Raw genomic sequence first — 14,171 nt, 5'->3', positions numbered from 1 at the left:
CCCCGACTGAGACGCACGAGAGGGAAAGCCTGATGCGGGACGCGTACCACGAGGAACTGGACTCGATCGGCGACAGCCTGGTGGAGATGGCCCGGCTGGTCGGGTCGGCGATCGGGCGCGCCACGACCGCCATGCTCGACTCCGACCTGAAGCTGGCCGAGAACGTCATCGAGGCCGACCAGCGGGTCGACGAGCTCCAGCACGAGCTGGAGGCCCGGGCCATAGCCCTGCTGGCGCGGCAGCAGCCGGTGGCGACGGACCTGCGCATCGTCGTCACGTCGCTGCGGATGTCGGCCGACCTGGAGCGCTCGGGCGACCTCGCCCAGCACGTGGCGAAGCTCGCGCGCCTGCGCTACCCGGACCGCGCGGTCCCGAGCGACCTGCACGCCACCATCCTGGAGATGGGCCAGCTCGCGCAGCGTCTGATGGCGAAGGCCGCCGAGGTCATCATCACCAAGGACGTCGACCTGGCGCTGCAGCTGGAGCAGGACGACGACGAGATGGACCTGCTGCACCGCACGCTCTTCCAGCACCTGATGGACGACCGCTGGAAGCACGGCATCGAGACGGCCGTGGACGTCACGCTGCTCGGCCGCTACTACGAGCGGTTCGCCGACCACGCGGTGTCGGTCGCCAAGCGCGTGGTGTACCTGGTGACGGGCGAGCACGCCGACGAGCTCCAGGCGGATGTGCAGCCGGAGATCCAGGCGGCCCCGGGGGCGGAGAGCGCCTGACGGGTACGGGCCGGGGGTCCGGCCCGGGTCCCGGGTTCGGCTGAGGCCGGCGGGCGCGGGCCCCGGTGCTCGGCCAGGGACGGCGGCCGCGGGCCCCGGTGCTCGGCCAGGGACGGCGGCCGCGGGCCCCGGTGCTCGGCCAGGGACGGCGGCCGCGGGCCCCGGTGCATGGGTGTGGCCTCTGGAAGCGGGGTCGGGGCCGGCCGGGGCGCGAAGGCGCCTCAGTGCGCCGTTGATGCGCCCGGCCGGGCGGGCATCCAATGGGCACAGGCACCAGCCTCGAGGAGGGACCCATGGCCGAATCCCCCAGCACCACGCCCGACCCCGCCCGGCAGCGTGAGACCGAGCAGCCCGCCGAGATCAGGAGCCTGCCCCTGATCGCCGCGTGCGGCTGCGGCTCGGGCTGCGGCTGCGGGTGTCAGTCGGGCAGCCCCTGCCAGTGCGGCTGACGCCGGCACTTCGTTCTCCGTACGACCTGTGGGGCCCCGGCCGTGTCGCCGGGGCCCCTCGTCGTGAGGTCGCCCGGCCGGCCGTACGGGCGGAGCATGAGAGGTAGGCAAGGAAGGAGGCGCGAGGCATGCCCAAGTTCATGGATGTCCATCGCGGCATGGAGGGCATCACGGAGGAGCAGCTGCGTGAAGCCCACAACGCGGACCTCGCGATAGAGAAGGATGAGCAGGTCCACTTCGAGATGGCCTGGGCGGATCCGGAGTCCGGCCACGTCTACTGCCTCTCCGAGGCCCCCTCGGCCGAAGCGGTCCAGCGCATTCACGAGCGCGCCGGTCACAAGGCCGACGAGGTGCACCCCGTGCCGTTGACGGTGCGGTGACCTGCCCGGCCCGCGGTTCCCGGCGTCGCGTCCCCGCCCGCCGGGTGCCGCGGGAAGGGGCTCGTCAGCGGCGCCGGCCGGTGTTGAGGCGGGCCGCCTGGCGGGTCAGATAGTCGCGTTCGGCGAGGTCGGTGGCCCTGTGTGCCGCCTCGGCGTACAGCCGCGCCGCCTTTTCCGGATCGCCGTCTCGTTCGTGGAGATAGGCCGCCACCGCTTCGTAGCGGGGCAGCGAATCGTCCAGCGCGGCGAGCGCCGCGAGACCGGCGCGCGGTCCGTCGGCCTCGCCCACGGCCACCGCCCGGTTGAGCCGGACGACCGGGCTGTCGGTGAGGCGCGCGAGTTCGTCGTACCACTCCACGATCTGCACCCAGTCGGTCTCCCCGGCGGTGGGCGCGTCGGCGTGCAGTGCCGCGATGGCGGCCTGGGCCTGGAACTCGCCCAGCCGGTCGCGGGCGAGGGCCGCCTGGAGGATCCGGACGCCCTCGGCGATCAGGCGCGTGTCCCACCGGCCGCGGTCCTGCTCGGCGAGCGGCACCAGGCCGCCGTCGGGCGCGGTACGCCCGGCGCGCCGGGCGTGGTGGAGCAGCATGAGCGCGAGCAGCCCCGACACCTCGGGGTGGTCGATCACGACCGCGAGCTGCCGGGTGAGCCGGATGGCCTCGGCGGCCAGGTCGAGGTCGCCGGAGTAGCCCTCGTTGAAGACGAGGTAGAGGACGCGCAGCACGGTCGCGACGTCGCCGGGCTGGTCGAACCGTATGCCGGAGACGGTGCGCTTGGCGCGGCTGATGCGCTGCGCCATGGTCGCCTCCGGCACCAGGTAGGCCTGGGCGATCTGCCGGGTGGTGAGCCCGCCCACGGCGCGCAGGGTGAGCGCGACCGCGGACGACGGTGTCAGCGAGGGGTGGGCGCACAGGAAGTACAGCTGGAGCGTGTCGTCCACGTCGGACGTGGGCCCGGGCGCCGGTTCCTCCTCGACGAGGTCCTCACGCCGGCGGCGGGCGCTGTCCGCCCGCGCCTGGTCGAGGAACTTGCGCCAGGCCACGGTGACCAGCCAGCCCTTCGCGTCCCGCGGCCGCTCGGCCGGCCAGACGCGGAGCGCCTCGATCAGCGCGTCCTGCACGGCGTCCTCGGCCGCCGCGAAGTCGGCTCCGCGGCGGACGAGGATGGTGAGCACGCCGGGGGTGAGGCTGCGCAGCAGTGCCTCATCCATGGACGGAGCACTCCGGAATGGTGGGCGGGGCGGTCAGGAACGGGCGCACCTCCAGCCACTCGTGGATCGGCTTCCCTCCCGCCCCGGGGGCCGCCGAGAGTTCCCCGGCCAGCTCGACGGCACGGTCGTAGCCGTCGACGTCGATGATCATCCAGCCGGCGATGAGGTCCTTGGTCTCGGCGAACGGCCCGTCGGTGACCGGCGGACGCCCCTCACCGTCGTACCGGACCCAGGCCCCCTCGGGGGCCAGCGCCTGGCCGTCGACGAATTCGCCGGTCTTCTCCAGACGCGCCGCGAAGTCGTTCATGTACTGGATGTGGGCCGAGATCTCCTCGGGCGTCCACTGGTCCATCGGTACGTCGTTGACCGGGGACGGGGCGCCTCGGTAGTGCTTGAGAAGCAGGTACTTCGCCATGGTGGTTCTCCTCGGTGCCGGTGCGGCCCATCCTGGCCGCTTGCACCCCGGGGACGGAGCCGGACGCGGGTTCTCGACATCGCCTCCGAAGTTTTTTTCCGGCAGCTTCTGCGAGGAGTCCGGCCGGGGGATGCTCACTGCCCGACGCGGCCGTCGATCCGTTCGCGCAGGAGGTCGGCGTGGCCGCAGTGCCGGGCGTACTCCGCGATCTGGGCGACCAGGATGTCGCGCAGCTGGACCTGCCCGCCGGGTTCGGGGCCGTAGTCGGAGAAGCCCGTGTTGCGCGTGCCGAGGTCGGTGACACCGGCGAGGAAGCGGTCGGTGCGCTCGGTCTCGGCACGCCACTGCCGCCAGGCCTCGTCCACGACCGCCTGGTCGGCGACGGCACCGTTGAAGTCACCGTCCCGGTCGTCCTCCGTGCGGTACAGCTTCGGCACGTCCTCGCCGGCCATCACCCGGCGGAGGTGCCGCTCGTCCTCGGTCACGTGCCGCACCAGTCCGAGCAGGGACATCGTGGACGGCGGGACGGATCGCCGGGCCATCTGCTCGGCGTCCAGGCCCGCGCACTTCATCTCCAGGGTGAGGCGGTAGCTGCGCAGGTGGTCGAGGAGGATGCCGCGTTCGTCGACCGGCTGTTCGTCGGTCTCACGCGGGTCGTCGTCGGGGTCGACCCACATGTCGGGGTAGACGGTCGCCCGTGTCCACCGAGTCGGGTCCGCTGCCGCGGGCGTCGCTGCTTCGCCGGTGTGCTCGCCTGAGACCATGCGGGCATGGTGGACGCAGTGGGGCGGGCCCGCCACCGAATATCGAGGTTCCGGCCGGCCCACCGGACTCCGAGACGTCAGCCGGCCTGTGCGTCCGGCGGTGGGATCTCCGGTTCGGGCTGAGGACCTCAGGCACCCGGTCCGGGCCGGGCAGGACCGACGGCGTTCCGGCAAAAGCTCCCGAAATGACCGTGATGCGCAATCCGCTCTGGCAGAGTCGATGCCTGTTCAGGGGCGCGAAGCGCGTGCCCCGCCCGCCCAGCGACCCGGGGAATGCCATGAGCGACGCACCGAGCGACTCCGGACGGCACACGGACCCGGGTCACAGCACCGCCGTCCCGCCCGCGTGACATCCACCGAGCAGCGCGCCGAGGGCGCGGGGCCGTTCACCACCCGGCTCACCTGGCACCTCCCCGGCGGCGGCACCGCCGTATGGGAGTCACGGCTCGCCCGGCGGCGCGGCGTCCTCGCGGTCCGGCAGGCCGGCGCAGCGGCCGGCCGGCACACCAGTGCCGACGATCTCGCCCTCGGCCGCATTCGCCGGCTCAACGCCATCGCCGCGGCCGCCTTCGTCATCGGCGGCCTGCTCTTCGCGGCCGGTGCCGGTGTCGCCCAGTTCGGCTCCGGCGACGCCACCACCTGCGCCTCGATCTACTTCACCGGCGGGCTGTTCTTCACCACCGGCGGCTACGTCTCGCTGCTCCAGGTCGTCAACGCGCCGCGCCACATCCCCGGCGGCGAGGGCCGCCTGGTCACCCGCGGCTGGCGCTGGTGGAGTTACGAGCCGACGCGGGTGGACTGGCTGAGCACGTTCGTCCTGTTCGTCGGGACGCTGGTGTTCGGCGTCGACCTGCTGGACTCCTTCCTCCAGGGGCTGAGCGTCCAGCAGACCAACCGGCTGATCTGGGTCCCGGACGTGATCGGCTGCATGCTGTTCCTGATCTCCGGCCACCTCGCCTTCGTCGAGATCTGCCACGGCCCGCGGCTCTGCCCGGGTTTCCGCAGTCTCGGCTGGTCGATCGTCGCCGTGAACCAGCTCGGCTCCGTCCTCTTCATGGTCTCCGCACTCGCCGCCTACACCCGCCCCGCGACCGCCGGCCTCGCCAGCGCCGGCGTCGCCAACTGGGGCACCCTCCTCGGCGCCGTGTGCTTCGCCGTGGGCGGCCTGCTCCAGTTCGGCGAACGCCCCTGAGGCGGAGCGGGCCGGCCGGGTCGTGCACGTCCGTCGTCCGCCCGCCCCCTCCCTTCCGGCCCGCCTGCCCCTCCCTTCTCGTCCGCCCGTCCCCTCCCTTCTCCTCCGCTACGTCCGGTCGAACGCCGCGAAGACGGCCAGGCACAGGGTGAGGCTCGCGGCGAAGGCGATGCCGCAGCGGGACAGGGCCGCCGGCACCGCGGCTCCCTCCCAGCGGGCGAGGGCGAAGGCGATCGCCGCGGCGACCACGGAGAAGAGGACGGCCACCGCCAGCGCGAGGAGCAGGAACGCCGGGAAGGTGTGGTTCATGAGGCACCGCCTGGGTCGTGTGGTGTCGGGGAATTACGACGATCCCCGGGCGGAACCGCAGGTGGGACGGTTGGATGTTTCTCCGGTGACAACAGGGGGTTGTCCGGCGAACAAACCACGGGGGAGAACGAGTGGCAGGCGAGAGGAAGCGGGCGGGGCGGCCGTGGGGACCGGCCCGCGGCTCGTGCGTCGAGATCAACGAGCTGGTCGCTCTGGTGCGGTCCTGGCTCGACGAATCCGCTGTGTCCGTCCGGGAGTTGCACGCGCGGCTCACTCCCGAGCACTTCGTCGCCGGGGCCGTGCCCGAGTTACGCCGGTTGCGTGACCGGCTGGCCGGCGAGTCGCTGGAGTGGGATCTCGTCGAGGCCGTGGCCGACGTGTGCTTCCCCCACGAACCGGCCGATCGCGCCCGGCGACGCCTCGGGGAGGCGAGGGCGCTGTGGGACAGGGCGGGCACGAGTCCCACGGTGGTCGCAGAGACGCAGGAGCTGGTGCCGGCCCGGGAGTTACTGGAGGCCAAGGACCGCACCATCGAGGTCCTCCAGGAGATGCAGCGCGCCCGCCAGGCCTACGAGGCAGGCGAACACGGGCGGCAACAGGCCCTGTCGATCGCCACGTTGCTGTTCGTCATGCTCGGACAGGCCCAGGCGAAGGTCGCCGAACTGCGGCGCCGACTCGACGCGCTGGAGTCGGTGACGGTCGAACCGGGCGACGGACAGGGGGTGATGGAGCTTCTCTCCCGGGCCCAACGGCAGGAGACCGACCTGCGCGAACAGCTGGTTCGCGCGGAGCGGGAGCGGGGCATCGCCCAGCAGGTCGCCGACCACGCGGCACGCCGTATCCAGCAACTGGAGGACGAGCTGGCGGAGTTGCGGCTCCGCATGGGGGAGGACGGGCCCCTGGGGACCCAGGAGGCGGCGCCGCCGCTGTCCCAGCCCGACCTGCACACGCTCAGTCGTGACGACGCCGCGCTCGACGACGTGGACCGTGCGCTGGACAAGGCACGCGCCGTTCTCGACGAGGAGCACGAGGCCGTTCAGCAGGCGGCCGACGAGGTGGGTTACTGGTCGTCGCCCTCGGTTCCCTCTGGTCCCTCCGGTCTCCCTGGCCCCTCTGGTCCCTCCGGTCTCCCTGGCCCCTCTGGTCTCTCCGGTCTCCCTGGCCCCTCTGGTCTCTCCGGTCTCCCTGGCCCCTCTGGCCCCTCTGGTCTCTCTGATCCCTCTGGCCTCTCTGTTCCCTCCATCGCCTCGGCTGCTCCGCCGGAAACCGGTGTGTCCGTGCCCGGGCGGGTCGGGCGGGCCCCGGGAGGACCGCCCCCCGGGTTGTCCGGAACAACCCCGGACAACCCGCCGACCAGCCCGCCGACCAGCCAGGAGACGTCCTTCCCCGCGCTCGAATCCCCGCGGCCCCCGGCCGCCGACCCCCAGGGCGACATCTCCGAGGCGGCCCACCGGATCACCCGGGGCAGGGATCCCGAGGACATCGTGAAGCGGCTGTGCCGGGCCGTCGTCCCCACCGTCGCCGACGCCGTCATGGTCTATCTGCGGGACCCGATCCCGACGGGCGACGAAGAACACGTGGGCCCGCTGGTGCTGCGGCTGCAACAGGTGCACCCCCTCCACGCCGGCGGGGGTGCCGAGCGGTGCGAGGTACGCCCCGGCAGCGCGCTCTTCGACGTACTGAACGGGGCACTGCCGGTCGGTGGCGACTCGCCCGTCGGCGGGGCCGCGCTGCCGGAGCTGCTCGGTGCGGGGCACGAGACACCCGGCGGAGGCCACACCGTCCTCGTGCCCCTGCACGGGCGCAGGCGCGTCATCGGCACCGCCGTCCTCCTGCGCCACCCCGCCGAGCAGGCCTTCCAGGACGCCGATCTGTCGGTCGCCGCCGAGTTCGCCACCCGCAGCGCGCTCGCCATCGACAAGAGCCACAATCTGCAGGCCGCGGTCCTGAACCTGCACATCGCCCGCAGCCTCGCGGACACCCTGCAGATCGTCGCCGACGGCATCGTGACCGGTCTCGGCTGGGAGTTGGCGTGCGTCAACCTCGTCCGCCCGGACGGCGATCTCCTGGTGGCCTCCCTCGCGGGAAACCCCGCCGCCGAGGCCCTCATCGCCGGCCGTGTCGGCTCGCGCGAGTCCTGGGACCGCCGCCTCGGCATGGGCGAGCGCTGGGGCGAGCTGGTGTTCATCCCGCACACCGAGGGCTGGGTCCTCGACGACGACGACGTCCCGCAGTGGTACACCGACGGCCCCGCCCCCCGCCTCCCGGACGAGTGGCACCCCTCCGACCGCCTCTTCGCGCCGATGTACGCCCGCAGTGCTTCCGGCGCATCCCAGGGTGAACTGATCGGTGTGATCTCCGTGGACCGGCCCCTCACCCGCCGCCGTCCCGGGCCGGACGAGCGACGCGACCTGGAGGAGTACGCCTTCCAGGCCGCCATCGCCATCAGCAACGCGCGTCTGCGTACGAACATGCAACGCGCACTGGTCAGGATGGAAAGGGAGCAGCAGACACTGCGGGCCAGCGAGGAGTCGTTCCGGCAGGCGTTCGAGTACGCGCCCAGCGGCATGGCGATCGCCGAGATGGGCGGCGACAGTCACGGCCGCATCCTCCGGACGAACGACGCGCTGTGCCGCATGCTGGGCCGCCCGGCCTCCGCCATGCGCCGCTACTCGTTCTCCGACCTCGTCCACCCCGAGGACATCGGCACCCTGCTCCGCACCGGCGCCGAGGGCGGACGCGCGGAACTGCGCCTCGGGCGCCGCGACGGGACGTACCTGTGGGTCTCGCTGCGCAACAGCGTGGTCGCGGAAGCCGCCGACGGCCCGCGCTTCCTCCTCACCCACGTCGAGGACATCGAGGAGCGCAAGCGCCGCGAGTTCGTTCTCACCCACCGCGCCTCGCACGACGATCTCACCGGCCTGCCGAACTCCTCCGAGCTGCACGCCCGCATCGAGGCCCGGCTCTGCGCGCGTCCGGAGCAGGGGCCCGACGCCGTGGAGGGGGTCGTCGAGGCCGTCGACCTGTACCCCGGCCACGCCGCCGGTACCGCGATGCCCCACACCCATGTCCGGGCCCCCGTGGGCGACGGCAACACACACGGCCTGGCCGTGTTGTTCTTCGCCCTCCGCGACTTCAAGGCGATCAACACCCGTTTCGGGCACGACGCGGGGGACGGCGTCCTCGTCGAGGTCGCCCGACGGCTCCATCAGGCCGTACGCGACGGCGACACGGTCGCCCGTTACGGCGGTGACGAGTTCGTCGTCCTGGCCGACGACCTGGGCCCCGCCGACGCGCACACCGCCGCGGCCTGGATGCAGTCCCGGATCCATCTGCCGATCCCCCTGGGCGACCAGACGGTGCGCATGCACGCGGGTGTCGGCATCGCGTGGGCCCAGTGCGGGACGGCTCCCGGCGACATCCTGCGCGCGGCACGGGAATTCGCGTCGTGAGGGTGGCTGCGTACGGATGCCCCCTTGTCCGGCTTGGACGACAATGGATGCATACACGGCTTCTCTACTGTGAAATGAGGGAAGACAGTGGCTCTCAACATGTACTTGACCGACGCGCAGGAGCAGGCGTTCAAAGAGAACGCCGACGACATCGTGAAGCTGGAACCTCAGCTGGACGAGGTGCACGCGAGGGCCGTAGCCCGCCTGGAGGGCGCGGGGTTCACGGACGTACTCAACTGCCTGGCCTGCAGCGCGTGCGAGGGATGGACCCATGGCGACGACGGCAAATGCGGCAACTGCCCCCATGGCTTCTTCGCGCACAACGTGAAGTAGCGGTGGTGGTCGACGAAGTGCGGGCGCGTCGCCGGCTCCTCGTATGAGCCGACGCCGCGCTAGGACGACGCGAGGTCGGTGACGAGCCCGGGGGTTGCGACGCGTATCGGGTGCCGGAAGGCTTCCGCGGCTGTCTCCTGTGCGGCTTTCGGGTCCGTGCCCGGCCACAGGTGGGTGAGCATGAGTCCGGCAGCGCCCGCCCGGTCGGCGTACTGGCCGGCCAGGCGCGCGGTCAGCAGGTACGGTGCGTCGGCGGTCGGTACCTCGTGGATGTAGGTGGCTTCCGACAGCAGCAGGTCGGCGCCTTGAGCGAGGCGCAGGATGTCGGGGCTCGACCCCGTGTCCCCGGTGTAGGCGAGCACGGCTTCCGGTGTGGTCAGCCGTATGCCTGCGTTGGGCACGAAGTGCGGGAGGAGCCAGGTGTCGGTTCTGAACGGACCGATGCCGAACCGGTCGCCCGGCCGGAACTCGCGAAGGTGGTACGCCCCTGCGAGCATGCTCGGTTTGTCGAGCGCGAGAACGGCGTCGGCGGCGCCGTGGGGCGCATACACGGGCAGCGCCGCCGGTGGCGTGTCACTCAGGCCCCGGGCACGCAGGAGAGGGTTGAGGTCGGCGCAGTGGTCGGGGTGCCCGTGGCTGATCAGCACGGCGTCGACGGCGTCGACGGTGCTGTGCTCGAGCAGGCGTGGCAGCGTGGCGTACCCCGGGTCGATGAGCAGACGGAAGCCCGAGTGCTCGACGAGGTAGCCGCTGCATGCCTGGACCGCGGTGGGCCACGCTCCACAGCCGCCTAGAACGGTCAGTCGCATGCCAAGGGACAGTAGCCGCCCCGCTGTTGGGATGAGCAGCCATTTCCGGGCATGGACGCGACCTGGTGTCCGACTCCGTGAGACGGCGTCGCCGGTTCGGACGGCGCCATGGCAGCACGCCCCTGCCGGCGCAAGTGGCTATCAAGCCGTAGGGAAATCCCGACAGTTCACGCACGCCGACCAGTGAGCGTGAACTCTCAAGTAATCTCGCCGGGCGCCCCGATTCATGGCCTCCCCACCCCCCCCCCATTTCCCCGGAGACCCCACGCCATGTCCGCTGTGACGAACGCGCCCGACTCCGGCTCGCCGGACACCCGATGTACCTCGCCCGGCTGCTCCCCGACCGGCCGCACGACCCCCACCCCACCCACCGTCCTGATGGACGACCAGGCACTCGCCGGCTTCCTCGACGTGGCTGCCAGTGAGTACCAACTCATCACGCCCGAGGCCCCGTTACCCTGCTTCGCGCTCCTGCTCGGCAGTGCGGAGGCGACGACGTACCACGTGCGGCGCATCGCCTTCGGCCGCAACGCCCGCACCCGGGACCCGGCGGCCGTCCAGGAGTTCCGCGAGGAGATCGTGCCGAAATTCGGGTCGGCCTACGAGAACGAGCACCGCGGCTGGTGGGTGGATTCCCACGACCTCCTGCGGGCGTCCCGCGAGGCCGATGCCCTGGGGATTGATCTCCTCGGCTCCATCCACATGCACCCGGACTGGCACCGCCTGGGCCCGCCGTCGGAACGGACCCGGACACTCAGCGAGCGCCCGACCCCCATGGACCGTCACCTCTTCGGCCGGACCGGGTGGCCCCTGAACCTCATCTGCTACCTGGAGCGCCGGGGAGGCGAGTTCTACCACGCCCTGGGCGCCTGGGCCCCGCCGTGCCGGCATTCCGCCGAGGGCGCCGACTGCCCCGAGATCGACCTGCGTATCCGTACGAGTTCCCTGACGAAGGCGTGAGAGCGATGCAGCAGCCCGATGAAACGAACGCCCCTGCCCACGACGGCACCGAGGACGACACCCGCGCCATCCGTGCCCTGTGGGCCGACATGGCCCGCGGCTGGGCGGCGGGTGACGCCGCCCTCTTCGCCGCGAGCTTCGCGGAGGACTGCGACTTCACGACCGTACGAGGCGACAAGCCACTCGGCCGGTCCGGCATCGCGGCGGGGCACGACGCCCTCTTCCACGGCCCGTACGCCGGAACCGTCCTCGACGCACGTGTCGTGGCCGTCCGCTTCCTCCGCCCCGACCTGGCCACGGTGGAGGCGGAGTCGACCATCAACGCCCCGGACGGGAACCCGCTGATCACCACGCACGCGCTGGCCGTCGTGGAACGGACGGCGCAGGGCCACTGGTCGATCAGCGCGTTCCACAACATGGTCCCCGCGCCCCGCCCGCCGCAGCCGGGCCCCGCCCCGGACCGGAAGGAAACCCCCGTGGGCGAACCCACCGCCGCCCGGCCCAGAGTCCGCCACCTGGCCATCGTGGCCCGGGACCCGGAGAAGCTGGCCGAGTTCTACTCCTCGGTCTTCGCGATGGAACTCTTCCACCGCGATCCGGACGGAAGCTGCTTCCTCTCCGACGGATACTTCTCCCTCGCCCTGATCAAGCACCGGCTCGACGGGGAGACCCCGGCCGGTTTCAACCACTTCGGCTTCCACATCGAGGACACGGCGGCCACCACCGGGGCCCTGGTGGCGGCCGGCACCCCGAAACCGGCCGAACGCTTCACCGACCGCCCCTTCGCCGAGTACCGCGCCATGGACCCGGAGGGCAACTGGTTCGACCTCTCGGAACACGGCTTCGGCGGCCCGCGCCCGCCGTCGGACTCCACCGGCTCCTGAACAGCGACCGGCAGGCTCCGTAGCGGCGGGCAGGGCCGCTCGGGGCGGCTCGGTCAGCGCTGGAAGGGCATCGTCGAGCAGTTGGACGTGGTCGGCTTGCCCTTCAGGCGGTCGGTGAGCCAGGAGATCGCCGCTCCCTGGTCGGTGACGAGCGGAGCGAGGTGGTTGGTGAGGATCCGGTCACCGAGGTTGGGCAGGTCGACGGCCCTGTAGGTGACGTCGCCGCCCTTGCGGCACCAGTCCACGGCCAGTCGGCGGGCCTGGGCGTGCGGAACGATGTCGTCCTGGACGCCGGTGGCCACCCGGACCGGACCGGCCGGCTTGAGCGTCCCGATGCGCTGCTCGTCGAGGACGGCCTGGGCGCGCGGATCGGAAGCGATGATCTCGGCGACGGACTTGCCGCTCTTCGTCCACGCGCTGCTCCGGGCGAAGCCGTAGCGGGTGATCGCCTCGCCGATGCACATGGTCGAGGTGTCGGCGAGGGCCTTGCGTCCGGCGTCGTTGAGGTTCGCCTCGGCGGCGTCCCGCATGTCGGGGTACGCCTGGACGAAGCCGTTGATCGCCCAGCCGAGGGCGGCGGCCAGAACGCTGCCGTCGATGCCCTTCATGGTGGCGGTCAGGTCGGCGGGCGGCGCGCCCGCGTAGGTGCCGGCCAGGTGGACGTCGGGCGCGTAGGCAGCCTGGAGTTCGGCCGCCGACGCGGTGGCACCGCCGCCCTCGCTGTAGCCGTACAGGCCGACGCGGGAGCCGGAGGCCAGGGACGTGCCGGGCAGAGCGCGCGCGGCACGGACGGCGTCCAGCACCGCGTGCCCCTCGTCCACGCGGTTGACGTAGGTGTGCAGGCGGTCGGTGGCGCCCAGGCCGACGTAGTCGGTGACGACGACGGCGGCTCCGGTGGCGAGGAGACGGTAGATCGCGAGGTTGTCGTAACCGACGGACACCGTTTGCCCGTTGACGGTGAGCGGGTGCTGCAGGGCGTACGAGGGCGCGCACTGGTCGCCCTGGCCCATGGTTCCCGAGGCCACCGCCACCAGCGGGCGGGGCCCCGAGCCCTCCCACTTCGCGGACGGCTCGATGTAGGCGCCGGTCACCGCGACGGCCCGGCCGTCGGAGTCGGTGGACTTGTACATCAGCCGGGTGGCGGTGCCCGGCAGGGGCCGGCCGTCGAGACCGGGCAGCGAGAGCCCCAGGGGCAAGGGTTCCTGCCGGATCAAGGCGCCGTTGGTCGCGGGCAGTTGGGCGGGCGGGGTGTAGAAGGCCGGGATGTCGACCCCCCGGGACACGACGGGTCCGGTGTCGGTCGCGGTGGCGTCGGCGGTGCTCGCGCCGACACAGACGCAGGCCACGGTGGCGAGCGCGGCGGCGGCCAGACGGTTGAAGGTGGAACGCGGACGGCTTCGGTAACGGCTCACAGCTCGCTCCTTGTGCTGCTGCTGCGGTGCGTGATTGCGCGAAAAACTAGCACCGGTAGTTACCGCTGGTAACACTATCGCAAGTTACGGTCGGGTAACTGTTTGCCGGTGCAAGCGGAGGGTGCGTGCCGGAGCACGGGGGGTGACGCGAAGCCGGACGCGCAAGCAGTGGCGACTGCCCTCAACACCCCTGCAAGCGAGGGGACATGCCTACTGAAGGCTCGTAAGCTGCACACCGGAGACCGTGCCGACGGGGGAGCGATGGGAGACGAGTACGTCTGGCTGGTGTGCGACGACACGCCCCATGACGTGCTGCTCACGGACCCCGGTGCGCGCGTGCTGGATGTCGTCCAGGTCGTGCGCCGGCTGACGGGACTGAGCCTCTGGCACAGCAAGGTCCTGGTGACGCGGACTCCCGCCGTCGTTCTCGCCCGCGTACCCGAGGAAGACGCGACGGCAGCCGCCTCGGCGCTGCGTGCCGCGGGAGCCGTCGCAGAGGCGAGGGAACAGCAGGGGCCGGACTCGCACTGGTCCTGAGGGCCCGGCGCAGCAAACTTGGTTGCCCGGTGAGCCGACTGTCGGATTCGATCGCAACCGTGACCGATGGCGCCGCAGTCGACATTGCCGACGAGCAGATCCTCAGCAACCAGATCCTCCGGGGCATACAGACCCTCCGCGAGCATCTGGGCTGCTCACTCCATGAGGCCCTGAAGGTCTTCTTCGCCAGGTACGAGGTGCTCAGGGAGGAGCGTCCGGACGACTTCACCTGCGGTCATGACGAGTACTGGGCCGGCTTCTACTCGTGAGGACGCCGGCCCTGTGAGTACACGGGGCTGCGGCACCGAGAAACCCCCGGCCCGCGCATGAA

16 protein-coding genes are annotated in these 14,171 nt (G+C 71.8%); 10 read left to right on the top strand and 6 right to left on the bottom strand.

What is annotated here, in order from left to right; translation table 11 throughout:
- The first annotated feature begins 32 nt into the window (after positions 1-32).
- The 3 genes from phoU to ACFCXS_RS31695 all read left to right on the top strand — a co-directional run bounded on the left by phoU (position 33) and on the right by ACFCXS_RS31695 (position 1,563).
- The gene (gene phoU / locus ACFCXS_RS31705) at positions 33-734 is read left to right on the top strand and encodes a phosphate signaling complex protein PhoU (protein WP_362236027.1); all 702 of its coding nucleotides are present in this window, start codon (positions 33-35) and stop codon (positions 732-734) included.
- Between the two features lie 293 nt (positions 735-1,027).
- Positions 1,028-1,183: a hypothetical protein gene (locus tag ACFCXS_RS31700; RefSeq protein ID WP_167345925.1), complete on the top strand. Its 156-nt coding sequence runs from the start codon at positions 1,028-1,030 to the stop codon at positions 1,181-1,183.
- A gap of 128 nt (positions 1,184-1,311) precedes the next feature.
- A complete protein-coding gene (locus ACFCXS_RS31695) occupies positions 1,312-1,563 on the top strand; it encodes an SCO4226 family nickel-binding protein (RefSeq protein WP_053670838.1) in 252 nt (83 codons plus the stop codon).
- A gap of 64 nt (positions 1,564-1,627) precedes the next feature.
- Here the strand turns inward: ACFCXS_RS31695 and ACFCXS_RS31690 are convergent, their stop codons facing one another.
- The 3 genes from ACFCXS_RS31690 to ACFCXS_RS31680 all read right to left on the bottom strand — a co-directional run bounded on the left by ACFCXS_RS31690 (position 1,628) and on the right by ACFCXS_RS31680 (position 3,952).
- The gene (locus ACFCXS_RS31690; protein WP_376646793.1) at positions 1,628-2,773 is read right to left on the bottom strand and encodes an RNA polymerase sigma factor; all 1,146 of its coding nucleotides are present in this window, start codon (positions 2,771-2,773) and stop codon (positions 1,628-1,630) included.
- A complete protein-coding gene (locus ACFCXS_RS31685; protein ID WP_053670840.1) occupies positions 2,766-3,188 on the bottom strand; it encodes a YciI family protein in 423 nt (140 codons plus the stop codon). The genes ACFCXS_RS31690 and ACFCXS_RS31685 overlap by 8 nt, the downstream gene beginning before the upstream one ends.
- Before the next feature lie 134 nt (positions 3,189-3,322).
- On the bottom strand, positions 3,323-3,952 hold the full coding sequence (locus tag ACFCXS_RS31680; protein ID WP_376646792.1) for a DinB family protein: 630 nt from the start codon (positions 3,950-3,952) through the stop codon (positions 3,323-3,325).
- Positions 3,953-4,298: 346 nt separating this feature from the next.
- On the opposite strand from ACFCXS_RS31680, the gene ACFCXS_RS31675 reads away from it, so the two are divergent.
- Positions 4,299-5,144, top strand: a complete 846-nt coding sequence (locus ACFCXS_RS31675; protein ID WP_376646791.1) for a hypothetical protein — start codon at positions 4,299-4,301, stop codon at positions 5,142-5,144.
- 108 nt (positions 5,145-5,252) lie between these two features.
- Here ACFCXS_RS31675 and ACFCXS_RS31670 read toward each other — a convergent pair whose 3' ends face one another.
- The gene (locus tag ACFCXS_RS31670) at positions 5,253-5,453 is read right to left on the bottom strand and encodes a hypothetical protein (RefSeq protein WP_376646790.1); all 201 of its coding nucleotides are present in this window, start codon (positions 5,451-5,453) and stop codon (positions 5,253-5,255) included.
- Between the two features lie 1,913 nt (positions 5,454-7,366).
- Here ACFCXS_RS31670 and cdgB point away from each other — a divergent pair.
- A complete protein-coding gene (gene cdgB, locus ACFCXS_RS31665) occupies positions 7,367-8,905 on the top strand; it encodes a diguanylate cyclase CdgB (protein ID WP_376646871.1) in 1,539 nt (512 codons plus the stop codon).
- Positions 8,906-9,004: 99 nt separating this feature from the next.
- Positions 9,005-9,238 (top strand): hypothetical protein, encoded by a 234-nt coding sequence (locus ACFCXS_RS31660; RefSeq protein WP_376646789.1) that lies wholly within the window; start codon positions 9,005-9,007, stop codon positions 9,236-9,238.
- Positions 9,239-9,297: 59 nt separating this feature from the next.
- Here the strand turns inward: ACFCXS_RS31660 and ACFCXS_RS31655 are convergent, their stop codons facing one another.
- A complete protein-coding gene (locus ACFCXS_RS31655; protein WP_376646788.1) occupies positions 9,298-10,047 on the bottom strand; it encodes an MBL fold metallo-hydrolase in 750 nt (249 codons plus the stop codon).
- 270 nt (positions 10,048-10,317) lie between these two features.
- Here ACFCXS_RS31655 and ACFCXS_RS31650 point away from each other — a divergent pair, with 270 nt between their 5' ends.
- A complete protein-coding gene (locus ACFCXS_RS31650; RefSeq protein ID WP_376646787.1) occupies positions 10,318-11,007 on the top strand; it encodes a hypothetical protein in 690 nt (229 codons plus the stop codon).
- A 5-nt stretch (positions 11,008-11,012) separates the two neighbouring features.
- Entirely contained in the window at positions 11,013-11,891 is an 879-nt protein-coding gene (locus ACFCXS_RS31645; protein WP_376646786.1) for an SgcJ/EcaC family oxidoreductase, read from the top strand.
- A 53-nt stretch (positions 11,892-11,944) separates the two neighbouring features.
- On the opposite strand, the gene ACFCXS_RS31640 is transcribed toward ACFCXS_RS31645, so the two are convergent.
- The gene (locus ACFCXS_RS31640) at positions 11,945-13,303 is read right to left on the bottom strand and encodes a lipase family protein (RefSeq protein WP_376646785.1); all 1,359 of its coding nucleotides are present in this window, start codon (positions 13,301-13,303) and stop codon (positions 11,945-11,947) included.
- 261 nt (positions 13,304-13,564) lie between these two features.
- Here ACFCXS_RS31640 and ACFCXS_RS31635 point away from each other — a divergent pair, with 261 nt between their 5' ends.
- Positions 13,565-13,840, top strand: a complete 276-nt coding sequence (locus tag ACFCXS_RS31635; protein WP_376646784.1) for a ribosomal protein L7/L12 — start codon at positions 13,565-13,567, stop codon at positions 13,838-13,840.
- A 59-nt stretch (positions 13,841-13,899) separates the two neighbouring features.
- Entirely contained in the window at positions 13,900-14,109 is a 210-nt protein-coding gene (locus ACFCXS_RS31630) for a hypothetical protein (protein ID WP_376646783.1), read from the top strand.
- Positions 14,110-14,171: the final 62 nt, after the last annotated feature.

Source organism: Streptomyces sp. NPDC056373 (genome assembly GCF_042262425.1).
Classification (GTDB): Bacteria; Actinomycetota; Actinomycetes; order Streptomycetales; family Streptomycetaceae; genus Streptomyces.
The sequence above is the reverse complement of the archived record's forward strand: the minus strand, read 5'-3'. Positions and strand labels throughout refer to the sequence as shown.

Coding starts and splice junctions, on each gene's coding strand:
- phoU (WP_362236027.1), top strand. CDS start 33: ATGCGGGACGCGTACCACGAGGAACTGGACTCGATCGGCGACAGCCTG.
- ACFCXS_RS31700 (WP_167345925.1), top strand. CDS start 1,028: ATGGCCGAATCCCCCAGCACCACGCCCGACCCCGCCCGGCAGCGTGAG.
- ACFCXS_RS31695 (WP_053670838.1), top strand. CDS start 1,312: ATGCCCAAGTTCATGGATGTCCATCGCGGCATGGAGGGCATCACGGAG.
- ACFCXS_RS31690 (WP_376646793.1), bottom strand. CDS start 2,773: ATGGATGAGGCACTGCTGCGCAGCCTCACCCCCGGCGTGCTCACCATC.
- ACFCXS_RS31685 (WP_053670840.1), bottom strand. CDS start 3,188: ATGGCGAAGTACCTGCTTCTCAAGCACTACCGAGGCGCCCCGTCCCCG.
- ACFCXS_RS31680 (WP_376646792.1), bottom strand. CDS start 3,952: ATGGTCTCAGGCGAGCACACCGGCGAAGCAGCGACGCCCGCGGCAGCG.
- ACFCXS_RS31670 (WP_376646790.1), bottom strand. CDS start 5,453: ATGAACCACACCTTCCCGGCGTTCCTGCTCCTCGCGCTGGCGGTGGCC.
- ACFCXS_RS31660 (WP_376646789.1), top strand. CDS start 9,005: ATGTACTTGACCGACGCGCAGGAGCAGGCGTTCAAAGAGAACGCCGAC.
- ACFCXS_RS31655 (WP_376646788.1), bottom strand. CDS start 10,047: ATGCGACTGACCGTTCTAGGCGGCTGTGGAGCGTGGCCCACCGCGGTC.
- ACFCXS_RS31650 (WP_376646787.1), top strand. CDS start 10,318: ATGTCCGCTGTGACGAACGCGCCCGACTCCGGCTCGCCGGACACCCGA.
- ACFCXS_RS31645 (WP_376646786.1), top strand. CDS start 11,013: ATGCAGCAGCCCGATGAAACGAACGCCCCTGCCCACGACGGCACCGAG.
- ACFCXS_RS31635 (WP_376646784.1), top strand. CDS start 13,565: ATGGGAGACGAGTACGTCTGGCTGGTGTGCGACGACACGCCCCATGAC.